This is a genomic window from Paenibacillus sp. FSL P2-0173, assembly GCF_038008045.1.
Taxonomy (GTDB): domain Bacteria; phylum Bacillota; class Bacilli; order Paenibacillales; family Paenibacillaceae; genus Paenibacillus; species Paenibacillus polymyxa_B.
The window spans coordinates 464,661-479,726 of sequence record NZ_JBBOYK010000002.1; the positions used below are offsets into that span (position 1 = coordinate 464,661).

15 protein-coding genes, 1 pseudogene and 1 other annotated feature are annotated in these 15,066 nt (G+C 44.4%); of the genes and pseudogenes, 3 read left to right on the forward strand and 13 right to left on the reverse strand.

The window, feature by feature from the left end; all coding sequences use genetic code 11:
• Nucleotides 1–24: 24 nt before the first annotated feature.
• From MKX30_RS12320 to MKX30_RS12330, 3 genes are all read right to left on the reverse strand, one after another.
• Nucleotides 25–867 (reverse strand): carbohydrate ABC transporter permease, encoded by an 843-nt coding sequence (locus tag MKX30_RS12320; RefSeq protein WP_023988072.1) that lies wholly within the window; start codon nt 865–867, stop codon nt 25–27.
• Between the two features lie 27 nt (nt 868–894).
• Entirely contained in the window at nt 895–1,785 is an 891-nt protein-coding gene (locus MKX30_RS12325) for a carbohydrate ABC transporter permease (RefSeq protein WP_023988071.1), read from the reverse strand.
• A 93-nt stretch (nt 1,786–1,878) separates the two neighbouring features.
• The gene (locus MKX30_RS12330) at nt 1,879–3,222 is read right to left on the reverse strand and encodes an ABC transporter substrate-binding protein (protein ID WP_023988070.1); all 1,344 of its coding nucleotides are present in this window, start codon (nt 3,220–3,222) and stop codon (nt 1,879–1,881) included.
• A gap of 509 nt (nt 3,223–3,731) precedes the next feature.
• Here MKX30_RS12330 and MKX30_RS12335 point away from each other — a divergent pair.
• Nucleotides 3,732–4,661 (forward strand): ArsR/SmtB family transcription factor, encoded by a 930-nt coding sequence (locus tag MKX30_RS12335; RefSeq protein ID WP_028542797.1) that lies wholly within the window; start codon nt 3,732–3,734, stop codon nt 4,659–4,661.
• A 58-nt stretch (nt 4,662–4,719) separates the two neighbouring features.
• Here MKX30_RS12335 and MKX30_RS12340 read toward each other — a convergent pair whose 3' ends face one another.
• A complete protein-coding gene (locus MKX30_RS12340; RefSeq protein ID WP_341062860.1) occupies nt 4,720–5,430 on the reverse strand; it encodes a DUF1361 domain-containing protein in 711 nt (236 codons plus the stop codon).
• Nucleotides 5,431–5,525: 95 nt separating this feature from the next.
• Entirely contained in the window at nt 5,526–6,134 is a 609-nt protein-coding gene (locus MKX30_RS12345; RefSeq protein WP_341062861.1) for a DUF1349 domain-containing protein, read from the reverse strand.
• Between the two features lie 189 nt (nt 6,135–6,323).
• Nucleotides 6,324–6,562 (forward strand) — a binding site (T-box leader).
• Between the two features lie 43 nt (nt 6,563–6,605).
• Between MKX30_RS12345 and MKX30_RS12350 the strand changes: the two genes are divergently transcribed.
• Nucleotides 6,606–7,790 carry an aminotransferase class I/II-fold pyridoxal phosphate-dependent enzyme gene (locus tag MKX30_RS12350; protein ID WP_023988066.1) on the forward strand — a complete coding sequence of 395 codons (1,185 nt, stop codon included), beginning with the start codon at nt 6,606–6,608 and terminating at the stop codon, nt 7,788–7,790.
• A 176-nt stretch (nt 7,791–7,966) separates the two neighbouring features.
• Here the strand turns inward: MKX30_RS12350 and MKX30_RS12355 are convergent, their stop codons facing one another.
• The 4 genes and pseudogenes from MKX30_RS12355 to MKX30_RS12370 all read right to left on the reverse strand — a co-directional run bounded on the left by MKX30_RS12355 (nt 7,967) and on the right by MKX30_RS12370 (nt 9,784).
• Nucleotides 7,967–8,527, reverse strand: a complete 561-nt coding sequence (locus tag MKX30_RS12355) for a GrpB family protein (protein ID WP_341062862.1) — start codon at nt 8,525–8,527, stop codon at nt 7,967–7,969.
• A 43-nt stretch (nt 8,528–8,570) separates the two neighbouring features.
• A pseudogene (locus MKX30_RS12360) lies at nt 8,571–8,720 on the reverse strand (macro domain-containing protein); the annotation flags it as partial.
• Nucleotides 8,721–8,782: 62 nt separating this feature from the next.
• A complete protein-coding gene (locus MKX30_RS12365; RefSeq protein ID WP_023988064.1) occupies nt 8,783–9,175 on the reverse strand; it encodes a hypothetical protein in 393 nt (130 codons plus the stop codon).
• Nucleotides 9,176–9,196: 21 nt separating this feature from the next.
• On the reverse strand, nt 9,197–9,784 hold the full coding sequence (locus tag MKX30_RS12370) for a TetR/AcrR family transcriptional regulator (RefSeq protein WP_023988063.1): 588 nt from the start codon (nt 9,782–9,784) through the stop codon (nt 9,197–9,199).
• 195 nt (nt 9,785–9,979) lie between these two features.
• Between MKX30_RS12370 and MKX30_RS12375 the strand changes: the two genes are divergently transcribed.
• Nucleotides 9,980–11,215 (forward strand): MFS transporter, encoded by a 1,236-nt coding sequence (locus MKX30_RS12375; protein ID WP_023988062.1) that lies wholly within the window; start codon nt 9,980–9,982, stop codon nt 11,213–11,215.
• An 86-nt stretch (nt 11,216–11,301) separates the two neighbouring features.
• On the opposite strand, the gene MKX30_RS12380 is transcribed toward MKX30_RS12375, so the two are convergent.
• The 4 genes from MKX30_RS12380 to fabF form a co-directional block, all read right to left on the reverse strand.
• Complete coding sequence (locus tag MKX30_RS12380) at nt 11,302–12,042, reverse strand: zinc ribbon domain-containing protein (protein ID WP_341062863.1); 741 nt, start codon at nt 12,040–12,042, stop codon at nt 11,302–11,304.
• Nucleotides 12,043–12,136: 94 nt separating this feature from the next.
• Complete coding sequence (locus tag MKX30_RS12385; RefSeq protein WP_341062864.1) at nt 12,137–13,093, reverse strand: helix-turn-helix transcriptional regulator; 957 nt, start codon at nt 13,091–13,093, stop codon at nt 12,137–12,139.
• Nucleotides 13,094–13,113: 20 nt separating this feature from the next.
• A complete protein-coding gene (locus tag MKX30_RS12390) occupies nt 13,114–13,620 on the reverse strand; it encodes a GNAT family N-acetyltransferase (protein ID WP_053325176.1) in 507 nt (168 codons plus the stop codon).
• 141 nt (nt 13,621–13,761) lie between these two features.
• Nucleotides 13,762–15,000, reverse strand: coding sequence for a beta-ketoacyl-ACP synthase II (fabF, locus tag MKX30_RS12395; protein WP_023988058.1), 1,239 nt, complete (start codon nt 14,998–15,000; stop codon nt 13,762–13,764).
• Nucleotides 15,001–15,066: the final 66 nt, after the last annotated feature.

Consider the following 15,066-nt stretch of genomic DNA (forward strand, 5'->3'; position numbering starts at 1 on the left):
TCATCCATACCCTCCAAGTGTCAATTAGCCTTTGACACCCGAAATGGCAACCGATTCAATAATTTGTTTCTGGAAGATCAAGAATATAATCAGTACAGGTAACAAGGCTATAATTGATGCTGCCATGATAAGCGGATAGTCCGTCTGAATGGCGTAAGTCGCATTAAAATTCGCGATAACCAGCTGCAGTGTCTGCGTTTCTGGTGAGTTCAAGTAAATAATCGGTGCCAAATAATCGTTCCAAATCCCCATGAACCATAAAATAAGCTGTGCTGCAACTGCTGGCTTAATGAGCGGGAACGTAATCGACGAATAGAGTCGGAAATAAGAACTTCCGTCAATTTTAGCAGCTTCGATAATGGCATCTGGTACACTAAGCAAGTACTGCCGCAGGAAAAAGATCATAACTACATTTCCGAACAAACCTGGAACAATCAGAGGCAAAAGTGTATCGACCCAGCCAAGTTTGGAAAACATCATAAACTGTGGAATCATAACCGTTGGGTATGGAATCATCATAGATGCGATGAGTGCCAGAAACAGTTTATTTTTATGAGGGAATCTCAGCTTTGCAAATGCAAAAGCGGCTACACTGGATGTAAAGGTACCTATAACGGTAACACTTACAGCCACAATCACACTGTTCTTGATCCCGCTTAACAAAGGTCCTGCTTCCCAAATTTCCTTATACTTACCAAACTGGAATACCTCTGGTATCCATACTGGTGGAAGAGCAAAGACATCCTGCTTTTCTTTCACCGAAGTGGACAGCATCCAAAGCAGCGGCGCGATCATCACAATCGCTCCAATCGCTAGTACAATAAAGATAATGGTATTGGTAACTTTCGTTTTTTGACTATGGGACATAATCAGACTCACTCCTTTCCGCGAAAATCAATCCCCATCAAAGGACGATTTTTCATTCATTTTGAATTGAATCAAAGTTACGATAAAAATGAAGATGCCGAGAATCATAGCCATCGCGGAGGCATATCCCATTTGCAGGTTTTTAAATGCCTTATCCCAAATATAAAAGACGATTGAGGCGGACGAGTATTCCGGACCCCCTGTAGGTGTCATAATGTTCATTTCAGTAAAGATTTGCGAACCACCAATGATATTAGTTACGACCAGGAAGAAGGTTACTGGTTTCACCATTGGCCATGTAATATTGCGGAACATCTGGAATCCGCTCGCTCCATCTAGCTCTGCTGCTTCATAATAAGAGCGAGACACGCTTTGCAGGGCTGCCAAATATAGCAGCATCGTATATCCGAGACCCTTCCAGACGGTCATGAGAATCAAGGCCGGTTTGACCGTATCCTTATCCATCAGCCAGTTAGGACCCTTAATACCGAATATTTCGAGGAATTGGTTCACCAAACCATAGTCTCCGTTGTATGCCCAGTTCCACATAATAGAAACGGCAGCCAACGAAGAAATAACCGGGATATAGTAAATCACACGAAATGTTGTCGTACCTGGAATCTTGCGATTCAAACCTAGTGCCAGCAGTAAAGCTAGTACAAGACCGATTGGAATACCCAGCATTAAGAAAAGAGTATTGTACATCGATTTATAAAAGAGCTCATCGCTAAATAAATCTTTAAAATTGTCGAAACCAATAAAATTCATTTGTCCCAATCCGTCCCAGTCTGTAAAAGAGCCGTATAACGAATAGACAAACGGGAATAACGTAAAGATTAGCAGACCGAGAATAGGTGGAAGAATAAATAAGTATCCATATATCTTCTCTTTGCGGTAGAGATTAGATTTGGTTATCACAGGGCTCACCTCTGTTTCTAATTTGGAATGAAGATGATGTTAGCAGCATGATATTTAGCCACTAACATCATCCTTTTTTCCTCTATTTACGCATTATTTCTGTGATTTTTTCTCTTGCTCCACCGCTTTATCCAGCAGTTTCTGCATTTTCGGTTGTTCTTGCTTCAGATAATCTGCCGCCGTAATTTTGCCGTCCAGTACAGGCTGAATATCTGTGAAGAAAATATCATACCATTCTGCATTATACGTATAGTTGCCTGGTAATGAGCGTCCATAGTCATTTACGATATCAATAAATTCCTGTTTATTGTTAGGCTTGGTTTTCGTATCTTTGGACCATTCATCAGCCATGTCCAGCAGATTCGGAATTTGTACCTTGGCATCTACCAGCTGCTTCATTCCTTCTTTGGAAGTGGTCAGGTAATTAACCAGTTCTACAGCTTCATCTGGATATTTTGTTTTAGAGGAAACACCGATACCCAGGGAACCAATCCATGTTGCCGATTTTCCAGTCGATCCGGCTGGGAACGGCAGCAAATCATATTCGAATGGCAGTTTTTCAAATGTACTCATATCCCAAGGACCTACCGGGAAGAATGCCATTTCGCCCTTCATCCAACGTTGGTATGTGTCCAATGTTTGCGATTGTTCAATACCAGGTGTGATTTTATATTTGTTTTGCATGTCAGCAAAGTACTGAAGCGCTTCCGCAAATTTCGGATCATCAACCGTTACTTTGGTTTTGCTCTCATCCAGCCAATCCGCCCCATTGCTCCATACAAAGGCTTGTAATGCCCACTGAACGTTAAAGCCTGTACCGTACTGATCTGGCTTGCCGTCACCATTCGTATCTTTGGTTAACTCTTGGTTGACCTTGATGAACTCATCCCATGTATACGGTTTGTCTTTATCAGGCAAAGGCACGCCCGCTTTTTCGAACATCGTTTTGTTGTAGCCAAGTGCGAATGGACCCAAGTCCTTCGGCATACCGTAAATATCTCCTTGACCGGCCATTTTACCGTCATAGCGATATAAATCCACACCGTATTTCCAAATGTTATCTAGGTTTATATCCTTATTCTTCTCAATGTAAGGGGTGAGGTTCTTCAGTACACCACTGTTTACATAAGCTTTCACATCTCCAGGGTTAAAATAAAAAACATCTGGAAGATTATTTCCTGTGATCGCAGCTCTAAGCTTTGTAGCATATTGGTCCGCTGCTGTCACGACCATTTTAACCTTTACGCCAGGATGTTCCGCTTCAAATTTCTTAATTACTTCCTTATAAGCCTTTTGCTCATCTGTTCCACCACGGAACATGAATGTCAGTTCCTTGCTTCCATCACTACTGGAACTTCCCCCGCCACAACCAGTCAATGCAGCCATCATTAACAACAGAACAACCATTGCTATTGCAAAACCTTTTTTCTTTATCAACGCGACCCCTCCTAAATTTAAATGAAACCGCATACATTTGGTGTTAAAATAACTTCATACCACTCGGCCTAATCTTTAACTGTGCGGTACACAACCCGTTGTTGATTGACGCTGTGATTATCATCCCTCTCATGTACCATATAATTAACATTTTACTTTATCAATAATGAATTCGTTTACAAACAAAATATAGCATGCCCTTCCTCAGTTCGTCAATGTATTTTTCAATCTTTTTAAATAATTATAAAACATAGATTAGAGTAATATGAAAAGCAAAATTAAATCGTATTTAAGTTAATTTTTGTCTAAAAAACTAGAAATAAAACTTAAATACGATTCATTTATGAAATAATCTCTAATTTGGAGTCTAATTCACTCCCCTCTTTATTTAGTAAAAAAAATTTACAAAAAAGCAGTTTACTTCTTTTTGATTTTATTTTAACATAAATCAAAGTAAAAAATATAAGCGCTTACATCACAATTTTTATAGATAAGGATGGTCTATAGATATGATTTATATTAAGGACTTAATGTCAGGGTTAGATATTTTTAAAGCACTGGGGTCAGAAATCCGCATTCAAATTCTCGAGCTACTTGCTTATCAGGGCCAAAGTATGAATGACATTGCCAACAAACTTAATTTGAGCAACGGTACCATTACAATGCATATTCGAAAGTTGGAAGAATGCGGCCTTGTGGAGATCAATACCGTGAGCGGCAAGCACGGTACCCGAAAAATGTGTTATTTGAACAAGGATAAGCTGATGGTAGATTTGCGCAGCAGAGAACAAAAAAATGTGTATGAGGTTGAGATTCGCGTAGGTCATTATAGTAACTACCAAGCGTCCCCCACTTGTGGATTGGTGACCCGAGACAGCATAATCGGCGATTTTGATGATCCACGCTATTTTGCAGATCCCGGGCGGCTGGAGTCGGAAATGATCTGGATGGCCGAAGGTTTTTTGGAATACCGCATCCCCAACTATCTGAAAGCGAATCAATCCTTTAAGGAAATTCAATTCTCCGCAGAACTGGGCTCAGAAGCACCCTGCTATTGTGAGGAATATCCCTCTGACATTTGTTTTCATATTAACGGTATCCCTATTGGGCACTGGACCAGCGCCGGAGATTTTGGAGAAGTGCCGGGGGTTCTGAATCCAGATTGGTGGCCACCGCATTTGAATCAATATGGTATGCTCAAATTAATTCGCATCAATCAGCATGGCAGCTTCATTGACGGGTGCCGCATATCCGAAGTCACAATAGACGATATTAACCTTAACTATAAAAGCGACATTACACTCCGTTTATCCGTAACCGATCAATCGGAAAACAAAGGTGGGCTCACTATTTTTGGCAAAAGATTCGGGAATTTCAGTCAGGATCTGCTTGTACGCGTGCTTTACGATGTGCACGGGGAGGACAGCACCAACTCCTGACACTCTACATGTAAAAAAATAGGCCGAAGCCTGTATTCATTGAATACATGTCCTCGGCCTAAACATCCTGATTCTCACTTAAAGAGATATAGATCAATAAATAAAAAATGACTGCTATCCCAAACACCAGCCAGCAAAAGGACAGCAAATGAAGCCTTGGTCCTGCATGTACTCCCCATCTCCAAATATCCGCAAGGAGCACCAGTGGCTGCAATAATACATCCCAGCTATTCCAGCGAGCAAATCTGCCAATATATACGCCTATGCTGGCCAGCCACAACAACACAAAAACTACAGCCCATGCGAGTCCACCTGAACAAATCCTCCTCAGCATATGGTGGATCACCAATACACAAAGGGATGTAAGAAAAAGGCCCAGCCCTGCTGCTGAAAAAGACGTAAATAAGATAAACCAAAATTGTGTGTTCAACCAAAAACGTGTATCAGGATTCACATCGTAAAAACGAAACGCATGAAGTAACTCAGTCACCAAATAAAGAGCATTCGGCAGAAAAAACAACCATACAATTGAAGAGAAAAATAAAAGAATACTTCTCACTTTTGTACTTTGCAGTCTGAATAAAGCCATCATTCCCAGAGTGATAAAGACCGGAACCCAGGCCAGGAATATATCCCAGTACAGAAATTGATACATCCTTGTTCCGCTTGTGGACTCTAAATACATAATGAGTCCGAAACAGCCCAACGTAGCTACAAGCAGCACTCCCAACAAACTGAGCAGCTTGTAGCCCTTCCTTCTTAACAGCAAGTTTCCATCTACCTCCTGCCTGAGTATGCGTATATACGTCTTTTCAAGCCCTATTTTATAGCGCTTTCATACTTAGAGAGAAAGCCTTTGTCTATTTACTCCACGTTTCGTATGTCCTCGGATACATGGTTTGTTATCGTCAAGGCATCAAAGGTAACAGCACAGCCCTCCCCCACCGGGGATTGAGCAACAACTCCAACTTTTAGCTGGTTAGGAACATTCATACCAAAATATCTCGCCAGCTTCCAATGCTGACCGTCTGATGAATAATGGAATGCAAAGCAATTTCCAGCTCGTGCCACTCGTAAATACGGATTGGACACGTCCATCACCCCAGAGATACAATCATCGGATGTATCCCGAGTGACCACACTAAGAATAGATGGAGTGCTTTCAAAATATTCAAAACACAGCTTAGCCCAGTGGGTATCATCCGCCATCATCATCAAGCATCCTGAATCATAAGGCTGCTTCATATCAACACGGACCCTCGTCCATATTGTAAAATCACCTTGAAGCGTTGTATGCAAAAAGGGTGCGGACGATTTAGTCGCTGCGCCAGACGGATCCCTAAAGAAATCTGCCTGTGAAGGTGCAGAAATTTGCAAAGACTTGGAATCATCGAATCTCCACTCAGCCGGCTCATTGATCCAGCTCCAATCCGCCGGCAAAACTTCACTGCTAAAGCGTTCAAATACGTTCATATGGATACCATTCCTCTCTGGCAATATAGTCATATAACACATTGAAATCTGGGGCACAATCCCCTTGATACCACTATATACGTTATTTTCCAGTCGTCAATGATGATGATGTGTCTTTAAAGTTTATAAAAAAAAGACTTGCCATCCTGAAATGTTGTGCTTATAATTACACCTAACTTGATACGGTAACAAATTTCAATGACGAGAACGAGTAAGCTATACAGCGGATTTGCAGAGAGTTGGGGCAGGTGAAAGCCAACATTCCGAGGGTAGCCGAACGCCATCTCTGAGAAGCGGGCTGAACCTGAAGTAAGCTCTGCCGCCTTTCCAGCGTTAACCGGAACACGTATTGATGGATACGTGAACAGAGTGTCATTTCCTATGGAATGAAACTAGGGTGGTAACACGGGTATAAACTCGTCCCTTTTACAGGGGCGGGTTTTTTTGTTTTTTAAAAAGGAGGAAATCATCATGACAAATGTATCGACAGCAGTATCAATAACCGATTTTTTGACTCCAGCTGTACGGGAAATGCCACCTTCAGGCATCCGTAAGTTTTTCGAATATAGTACAGGCAGAAAAGATATTGTATCGCTTGGTGTCGGTGAACCTGACTTTGTAACCCCTCAACATGTCAGAAAGGCCTGTATCACAGCACTGGAAAATGGTAAAACATCATACACACCGAATGCTGGTCTTCCCGAGCTTCGTGAGGAGATTGCCGGATATCTGGAGAGCAGCTTCAGCACATCCTACAACCCGACAGATGAAATCATGGTTACCATTGGCAGCAGTGAAGCACTGGATTTGGCACTACGCGCCCTGATCACCGCACACGATGAAATACTCATTCCGGCTCCATGTTATATTTCGTATTCACCCATCACGTTTCTGAACGGAGGACATACCGTAACGGTTGAAACCTCTGCGGATCAGCAGTTCAAGCTGACAGCTGAGGCACTCCAAGCCAAGCTGACTCCACGATCCAAAGTGCTTATTCTCTGTTATCCGAATAATCCGACGGGTGGGGTGATGACCTATGAGGATTGGCTACCGATTGCCCGCCTGGTTGAGGAGCATAATCTTGTCGTCATATCAGACGAAATTTATGCTGAACTGACCTATGGACAGAAGCATGTAAGCTTCGCTGCTCTGCCGGGAATGAAAGAGCGCACCCTGCTCATCAGCGGCTTTTCCAAAGCATTTGCGATGACAGGCTGGAGGGTCGGCTACGTGTGCGGCCCAAGAGAGTTGATTTCAGCTATGCTGAAGATTCATCAATATACCGCCATGTGCGCTCCTATTATCGGGCAAATTGCCGCAATTGAATCCCTGCGTAACGGGCTGGAGGAAAAAGATCGTATGATGGAATCCTACAATCTGCGTAGAAAATGGTTCGTTGAAGGCCTATGTCAGACAGGACTGCCATGTCACGAACCAAACGGTGCCTTCTATGCTTTTCCCTCCATTATGCACACAGGGTTAAGCTCAGAGCAGTTTGCCAAGCGGTTGCTGGAAGAAGAAGGAGTCATTACTGTACCCGGTTCCGCATTTGGCCCAGGCGGCGAGGGCTTTATCCGCTGCTCGTATGCATCATCACGAGAACAGTTGGAAATGGCTTTGGAACGCATCAGCGTATTCTTGAAACGTCTATAAATACGATTTTTCCTATCATGAAATGAACATGAGTACTGGATGAAAGTTACTTTAGCAGCTTCTGAATAAGCTTTTTCTGGTGTGCTGGCAAGCCTTCCGGCCATTCCCCTACACGGCAATAACAAATGTCGGAGATTTCGGCGCTTGGTCGGAAAGTATCCAGGAGTCCGGTCGTCCTAATCTTTAGGATGTCCGGTATTCAGAACGTTTTGCACAAAATCAGTCTTGGCCTCCGTGTATGCTTCACGATCATGCTGATTTTCCATCGCCAGCCGTCTTTTTAATACATCATATTGCTGAATCAGCTCAGGCTGTTCACGAAGTCGATTCCGAAACAATAGCTGCTGATCCCAATGCTCACCAGATTTCAGCATGAGATGCAGATGTCCCTTTCTTTGATCCTGTTCCACTTTAACCAAAAATCTTCTCCATTCCCGACCGTCCAATTCAGGTGGAACATAGTTCCAGCCTGCTGGTTGTAAAGCAGATACGACCTGTTCCAGTTGATCCCAAGATTCTAATTTTGCCATAATATCAATAATGGGCTTAGCGGAAAGATTGGGAATTGCCGTGCTTCCTATATGTTCGATTTCCGTCACCTTAAACGGCAGTAATAACTCCCGCAACTGGTGAATGACCTTTAAGCCCTGCTCTGACCAGGCAGGATCAGCATTCACTATTTTTACAGGCTCCGTAGCCCACACCGGCCAATGTTCCTGGTTTTGCTCCTCATGCATTCATGATCCCCCCCTAATTTCCACGCATGTATTCTCTCATTCAGCTGATATTCGGAAAGGCAATGCTTCGTGCATTCAGTTCTAAAGCTAATTGGAGTGCATTATGGTAGCATTTCGCCAATAGCTCCTCTTCCCGATGGTCGCCACCATTCCACACAGGACCGACAGTATGAATAACATATTCAGCATACAGTCACGTTTAATAGTTCAATTTGGGTATCCATTGATCCTGCTCCTCTTCTAAAAATCAACCGTTTATATAGTCATCTTATAGTCTCCACAGGCAATTTCTACTATATCGTCATAGGTTTTCAGCATAAGGTGCTTTAGATTTTTCCCCCGTGCACTTGCTATTGTAGCCAATAACGGCGTATCTGTAAGCTCATCAAAGCTGCTGCCCTGCGTATATTCCCGATCAGACAGGTGCAAAGCAACGTCCAGTTCAATCATGTTGAAGTAGTAGACTTCTGTGAATATCAGTTCGTAGGGCACAAAACCATCTGTTGCTTCCGCTGCCAGCCCCCCATTAATCTCTCCCTTCAAAACTAGCTCCTTCTTCGAATAATTCATATGCACATGGTCCAAATAGATCGCATCTCGTCCATACAATGCTCCAATCGGGGTTTGAACAGCCTTTATCTGTGGCATCCCTGCTTCTTCCCTTCATCTCTATTTCCCATCCAGTAATATAAGTAAAGTCGCAACCGCCTGATCTACAAAAGAGCGCGCTGGACGTGATTTCATCATCACGGTAATCCCGATTAACAAAGAGACCATCGTATGGGCCAGAGCTCGTGCGTCCATGCTAGCCTCCAGCTCTCCTGATCGTATACCGCGCTCAAGGGTTTCCTGAAAGACGGCAGAAAGATACATCTGATGTTCTCTGGTTAAAATTTCAAATCTTTCATCATGAGGGGCTAATTCTACCATCGTATTGATACAAAAGCATCCCCTATTAGGCCCATCCTCGTACTCTTCTGCCACGATTCCTCCAAAAAAATTGTAAAACGCTTCTTTTACAGAAGAATTGCTTTGTAGTCTAGAGCGTACATAAGCAGCGTGGGATTGCGTATATTTGCGCAGCGCGGCTTCGAATAATTGCTTCTTGTCTCCAAAAGCAGCGTAAATGCTAGGGCGCTGAATTCCCATTTTGGAGGTTAAATCGCTTAAAGATGTAGCCTCGAATCCTTTTTCCCAAAAAATTTGCATCGCTGCATTCAACGCTTGATCTTCATCAAATTCCCGTGGTCGAACCATAAGCAGCTCCTTCTTTTCATATCGTTCAGTATATTAAGATTGTATGATCAGGAAAAGAAACTGTCAAATATGTACATGATAAACTCTTGACATTTTATATTTGCACGAGTTATATTGACCTAAATTCATTACATACCAATCGGTATATTATACTCAACGGTATGTAAATTACAGAAAGCGACGTGGTATGTGAAAATGAAGACGTCAGAAGAAAAAGCGGTACTCCTCCCTCATCAAAAGGTAGCAAATGCTGCCGAAACAGCCCCCATTCCCTCCTTGTCCCGATCTGTGGCACTCTTGTTTGCCATAGCCTGCGGGCTGGCTGTCGCTAACATTTACTATGCACAGCCATTGCTGGATGCGCTGGCAAACGAATTTGGCATTACGCACTCATCGGTAGGCATGGTCATTACCATCACGCAAATTTGTTATGCGTTGGGATTATTGCTGCTCGTCCCGCTTGGCGATCTTTTGAATCGACGACGACTGATTACAGGGCAAATGCTGCTATCCGTGCTGGCACTAATCGTGGTTAGCTTTGCTCCTACCCGTACAATACTGCTTATGGGAATGGCAATGATTGGACTGCTGGCTGTAGTCACTCAAACACTCGTGGCTTTCGCCTCTACCTTGGCTAATCCGACTGAACGTGGGCGTATCGTAGGTCTGGTGACCAGTGGAGTCGTTATCGGCATTCTGCTGGCACGAACCGTGGCCGGTGTATTAACTGATCTGGCAGGCTGGCGTTCAGTTTACCTTGTTTCTGCTATACTTACGCTGTTTATGGCTGTAGCTCTGTTGCGGGTGTTGCCAAAGAACGAACCCACAAGTGTGACACTTTCCTATCCGCAACTGCTCCGCTCGGTTATCGTACTGTTCGTGCAAGAACGAATTCTGCGTATTCGTGCTGTCCTTGCGCTGCTCATTTTTACGGCGTTCAGCATATTGTGGACTTCGCTTGTGTTACCTCTCAGTGCCCCGCCTCTATCTCTTTCACATACAGCCATCGGAGCCTTTGGCCTGGCTGGAGTCGCCGGGGCATTAGCAGCAGCACGAGCAGGGCGTCTTGCCGATCAGGGCTTGGGACAACGGACGACGGGTATCGCACTAGTTGTATTGCTGCTATCCTGGTTACCTATCCGCTACACCGAGCATTCTCTGTTCGCTTTAGTTCTTGGCGTAATACTTTTGGATTTGGCCGTACAGGCTGTACATGTCACCAACCAAAGCCTGATTTTCAATGTTCGCCCTGAGGCACGGAGCCGACTTACTGCAGGCTACATGATATTTTATTCCATCGGTAGCGCCACCGGGGCCATTGCTTCCACTCATATGTACATCTATGCCGGATGGAACGGGGTGTGTCTATTAGGAGCTGGTGTCAGTGCTCTGGCTCTCATCTTTTGGGCTGTAACTCGACGTTCAACTTGATGGGGAGACTGCTATTGATTGAATCAGAAAAAACCGCTTGGTCCACAATAATGGCCAGGCGGTTCTCTTCTGTCACGACAAAATCATCACTTGATTGCAATATAAATCAAAACAGGTTCATCTGGACTGCCATACACTTCAAAATCACCTGTGTATGTCCGCTCCCCTTGTCCCATGGCAGCCCACTCCCAAATCGTCTGCCATACACGGAAGACAGAAGAAGGTTCCTGAGTTGCCTGAAAAATAGCATAGCGTGCAGCCGGAATGACAAGTTCTTCAAGATCGTCAGGAGTCTGGAAATCAACAGCCACTTCCTTCCCGATAAAAAATGTATACTCGCCCAAAGCTCCATTTTCATAGTCAGTATAGCAACCATAGACAGAAGCATGTCCTGCTTTTTCCTTTATCCGACCAGGCACGTCCTCACTCCAAAAATGTTCCCACATGTTTGGAATGATCCCGTGAGATGTTTGTTCATTCTGATTACTTGTACGTGCTTTCAACCCAATCAAACGGATCTCACCTCGATATTCTTCCCGAATGGGTCCATCCAGTGTAAGCCCCGTATCCTCTGAGGACCGCCATCGTTTCAAAAACGGCAGGTAATTACGCAGCATCGAAGTCGCTTCTTCTTCCTGCATCCCCTTCTCTACCAGGAAAGGCACAGACTGCTGAATCATCCCCTCCATAGTCAATTCAGGCTGTACAAATTCGCCTTCCTTGTAACAATACTTGCAATACTCATCCGTTTTATGATGTTGTGCATCCGTTCCATATTGGTCCTCATGCTCCAACGGCATCCCGCAACTTTGACAAGCTTTATCCATCCTCGTAAATCCCCTTTCGCTAACTGATATCAGGTATGCCACCAGTATAACGAAACAAACCTGACAACTATGGGTCAGGTTTGTTTTACTTAATCTAAGATGATTCCCGAACTTCTTCATAATTAGACGCAATACTCAGCGCCATCTTATGAATCTTGTCTCGCAAATGGGCTGGTTCCTTGACAACCACATCCGGTCCCAGGCTTAAAATAAATCCGTACGCCCATGCATCCTCGGGAAACGGGACCGAAACCGTATAGATCCCTTCCTCCTGCTCGGTCAATGCTTCTACACCAAACCAGTCCTCCGCCAAATGCCTTGAATTACGGTTAAATTGTAGCGTAAATGGTTGTATGGCTCTGGATGCCTCCATCCGTCCCTCATTCCACGGCAGCACTTCATAAGAAAGGTCCCTGCGAGCAAAAACTGTCTCTGTAACCACAGGGTCACTCATGCGGGAGAGTTTGAATAGACGAAACTGCTCCCTATCGGGACAATACGCATATACAAACCATTGTTGTCCTTTCAGAACGAGCGTATGCGGTTCAACATTCCGTTCCGTTATGGCTCCTTCCGCATTTCGATAGGTAAAAGCGACAGTACGCGCTTGGCTCATTGCTTCTTTCACCTTTTTCAATTTGCCTTCCTGTGCAGCTTGATTTCCCCATCCCGAATGATCGACGATAAACTGTGTGGTACGGACACTAAATCGCTCTTTCCCGGACTCCGGCATAATACTTTCAAATTTATGAAGTAACCGCGACACATTTGGGCTGCCCAACGTCGAGGACAAACTCTGCAGCCCCATCACAATGTCCTTGACATCGTTATCCGTCAGCATACTGCGATCCAAACGGTATCCTTCCATCAGACCGATTCCCCCATTGGCTCCCTGATAAGTCACCACCGGAATACCTGCCATACTAATCGCTTCAATATCTCTATAGATCGTCCGGATCGAAACCTCATATAAATCAGCCAGTTCCTTCGCTTGTACTCTATTTTTCTTTAGCAGCAAAATGACGATAGAAAGCAATCGGTCAATTTTCATTTTTTCAAAACCTTTCACCCTTAGTAAAAATAAGCCATGAGTTCCTCATTATATTCCTGTCCGTGATATTCTAAAGCATTCTTTTCTATACCATAGGTTTCAAATCCCAACTTCCTATACAGCTTAGCAGCAGCTTGATTGGTAGTTACCACACTCAGGTTAATTTGCTTCAAACCTTCCAATTTTCTACCTTGGCTGATGACTTCCAATAAAAGTTTTTTAGCGATCCCCTGACCTCGGTAGGTCGATGGTACATAAACTCCCCAAATCGTTCCTTTATGCTGCGTTTTTATTTTTTGTTCTCTTCTAAACCCAGTCATACCAGCCAGCTGATGATCCTTTGTAAATGCACCAAGTATGTAATGATCTCGTTTATTTTGTATCTGCTTCACCACATCAGATAATGGAACTCGTGCAGCTTCCTCATAGGAGGTTCCAAAAGCTTCAGGGTTCATTTGCAGGGCTTCCAGTCTCAAATTCCAATACGTTTCAGCGTCTGCTGGTTGTATGTTCCTGATTAAAATCATGGTTTCCCGTCCCTCCAAATGTTTTCCTTCATCTTACTCTATCTCTTCTCTAAAATGAATCTGTTATTCTTCGATTAAAATAACCTCAGGTGCTCTATCCAGCCGGATAGAATGCCTGAGGTTTCAATAACTCCTTACAAATTATGACTCGTAGCGCTTCAGCACAATAACCGCATTATGACCACCGAAGCCGAAAGAATTAGATAGCCCAATATTTAGTGGAACCTTGCGCGCTTCGTGAGGCACATAATCCAGATCGCAAGCAGGGTCTGGATTATCCAGATGCATGGTTGGAGGAATGATACCTTCTCGCAGGCTTTGCACAAGTGCAATCGCTTCAACACCGCCCGCAGCCCCCAGCATATGACCCAGCATGGACTTATTCGCAGTAACCGGAATCTGATAGGCATAATCACCAAAAAGCTTGTGGATTGCAAGGGTCTCAGCGACATCCCCGACAGACGTACTCGTCGCGTGGGCGCTAATCACGTCCACTTCTTCAGGGGAGATGTGAGCCGAACGAAGGGCCGCTTTCATCGCCAAGTAAGCTCCGGTTCCTTCGGGATGCGGTGCAACCATGTGATAAGCATCCGAACTGGCTCCATAACCGATGACCTCACCATAGATTTCCGCACCACGTCGGATAGCGTGTTCCAGTGACTCCAGTACCAGAATACCTGCACCTTCGCTCATGACAAAGCCGTCCCGATTCTGATCAAAAGGTCGACTTGCTATAGAAGGCTCCTCGTTACGTGTGGATAAGGCAGTCGCATTAGCGAAACTCGCCAAGGCCAATCTAGTTACCGCCGCTTCAGCCCCACCGGCAAAAATGACATCCGCATCTCCTGTACGAATCGTCCGAAACGCCTCTCCAATTGCTGTATTCCCAATAGAGCAAGCCGTCACGGGTGAAAGCGTAGGTCCCATCGCTCCAAACGCGATACTAATTTGAGCAGCAGCCATATTCGAGATCATCATAGGTACCAGCGTTGGGCTAACTCTACCCGGTCCACGATGTAGCAGCACATCTACATTGTCCACCAACGTATCCAAACCGCCGACTCCCGATCCCACATAAACACCGACACGCTCCAAATCGGTGTGATCCAGTTCCAGACCGGAATCCTTGAGCGCTTGCTCTGCCGCATATAATGCAAACTGAGTAAACCGATCCATTCGTCTAGCATCTTTACGTCCCCATTGCTTTTCTGCATCAAAATCCTGTACCAGTCCAGCAATTTGTGCTTTCAAATCGGACACATCGAATGTATCAATTTTACGTATACCTGAATTGCCTTCCAGCAAATTCTTCCACAACGTGTCCACTTCATTACCCAGTGGGGAAACGACACCCATACCTGTTATCACTACTCTTTGCATAAGCTATTCATTCCTCCTGCTCGGTGACTTACTTATAATCCTCATTTTAACCTCGTCTTATCCTAT

What these genes read in the sequence shown, in the direction of transcription:
- MKX30_RS12380 (WP_341062863.1), bottom strand. Translation starts at nt 12,042, where the DNA reads ATGGATAAAGCTTGTCAAAGTTGCGGGATGCCGTTGGAGCATGAGGAC.
- MKX30_RS12335 (WP_028542797.1), top strand. Translation starts at nt 3,732, where the DNA reads ATGATTTATATTAAGGACTTAATGTCAGGGTTAGATATTTTTAAAGCA.
- MKX30_RS12385 (WP_341062864.1), bottom strand. Translation starts at nt 13,093, where the DNA reads ATGAAAATTGACCGATTGCTTTCTATCGTCATTTTGCTGCTAAAGAAA.
- MKX30_RS12345 (WP_341062861.1), bottom strand. Translation starts at nt 6,134, where the DNA reads ATGAACGTATTTGAACGCTTTAGCAGTGAAGTTTTGCCGGCGGATTGG.
- MKX30_RS12375 (WP_023988062.1), top strand. Translation starts at nt 9,980, where the DNA reads ATGAAGACGTCAGAAGAAAAAGCGGTACTCCTCCCTCATCAAAAGGTA.
- MKX30_RS12370 (WP_023988063.1), bottom strand. Translation starts at nt 9,784, where the DNA reads ATGGTTCGACCACGGGAATTTGATGAAGATCAAGCGTTGAATGCAGCG.
- MKX30_RS12355 (WP_341062862.1), bottom strand. Translation starts at nt 8,527, where the DNA reads ATGCATGAGGAGCAAAACCAGGAACATTGGCCGGTGTGGGCTACGGAG.
- fabF (WP_023988058.1), bottom strand. Translation starts at nt 15,000, where the DNA reads ATGCAAAGAGTAGTGATAACAGGTATGGGTGTCGTTTCCCCACTGGGT.
- MKX30_RS12320 (WP_023988072.1), bottom strand. Translation starts at nt 867, where the DNA reads ATGTCCCATAGTCAAAAAACGAAAGTTACCAATACCATTATCTTTATT.
- MKX30_RS12350 (WP_023988066.1), top strand. Translation starts at nt 6,606, where the DNA reads ATGACAAATGTATCGACAGCAGTATCAATAACCGATTTTTTGACTCCA.
- MKX30_RS12390 (WP_053325176.1), bottom strand. Translation starts at nt 13,620, where the DNA reads ATGATTTTAATCAGGAACATACAACCAGCAGACGCTGAAACGTATTGG.
- MKX30_RS12365 (WP_023988064.1), bottom strand. Translation starts at nt 9,175, where the DNA reads ATGCCACAGATAAAGGCTGTTCAAACCCCGATTGGAGCATTGTATGGA.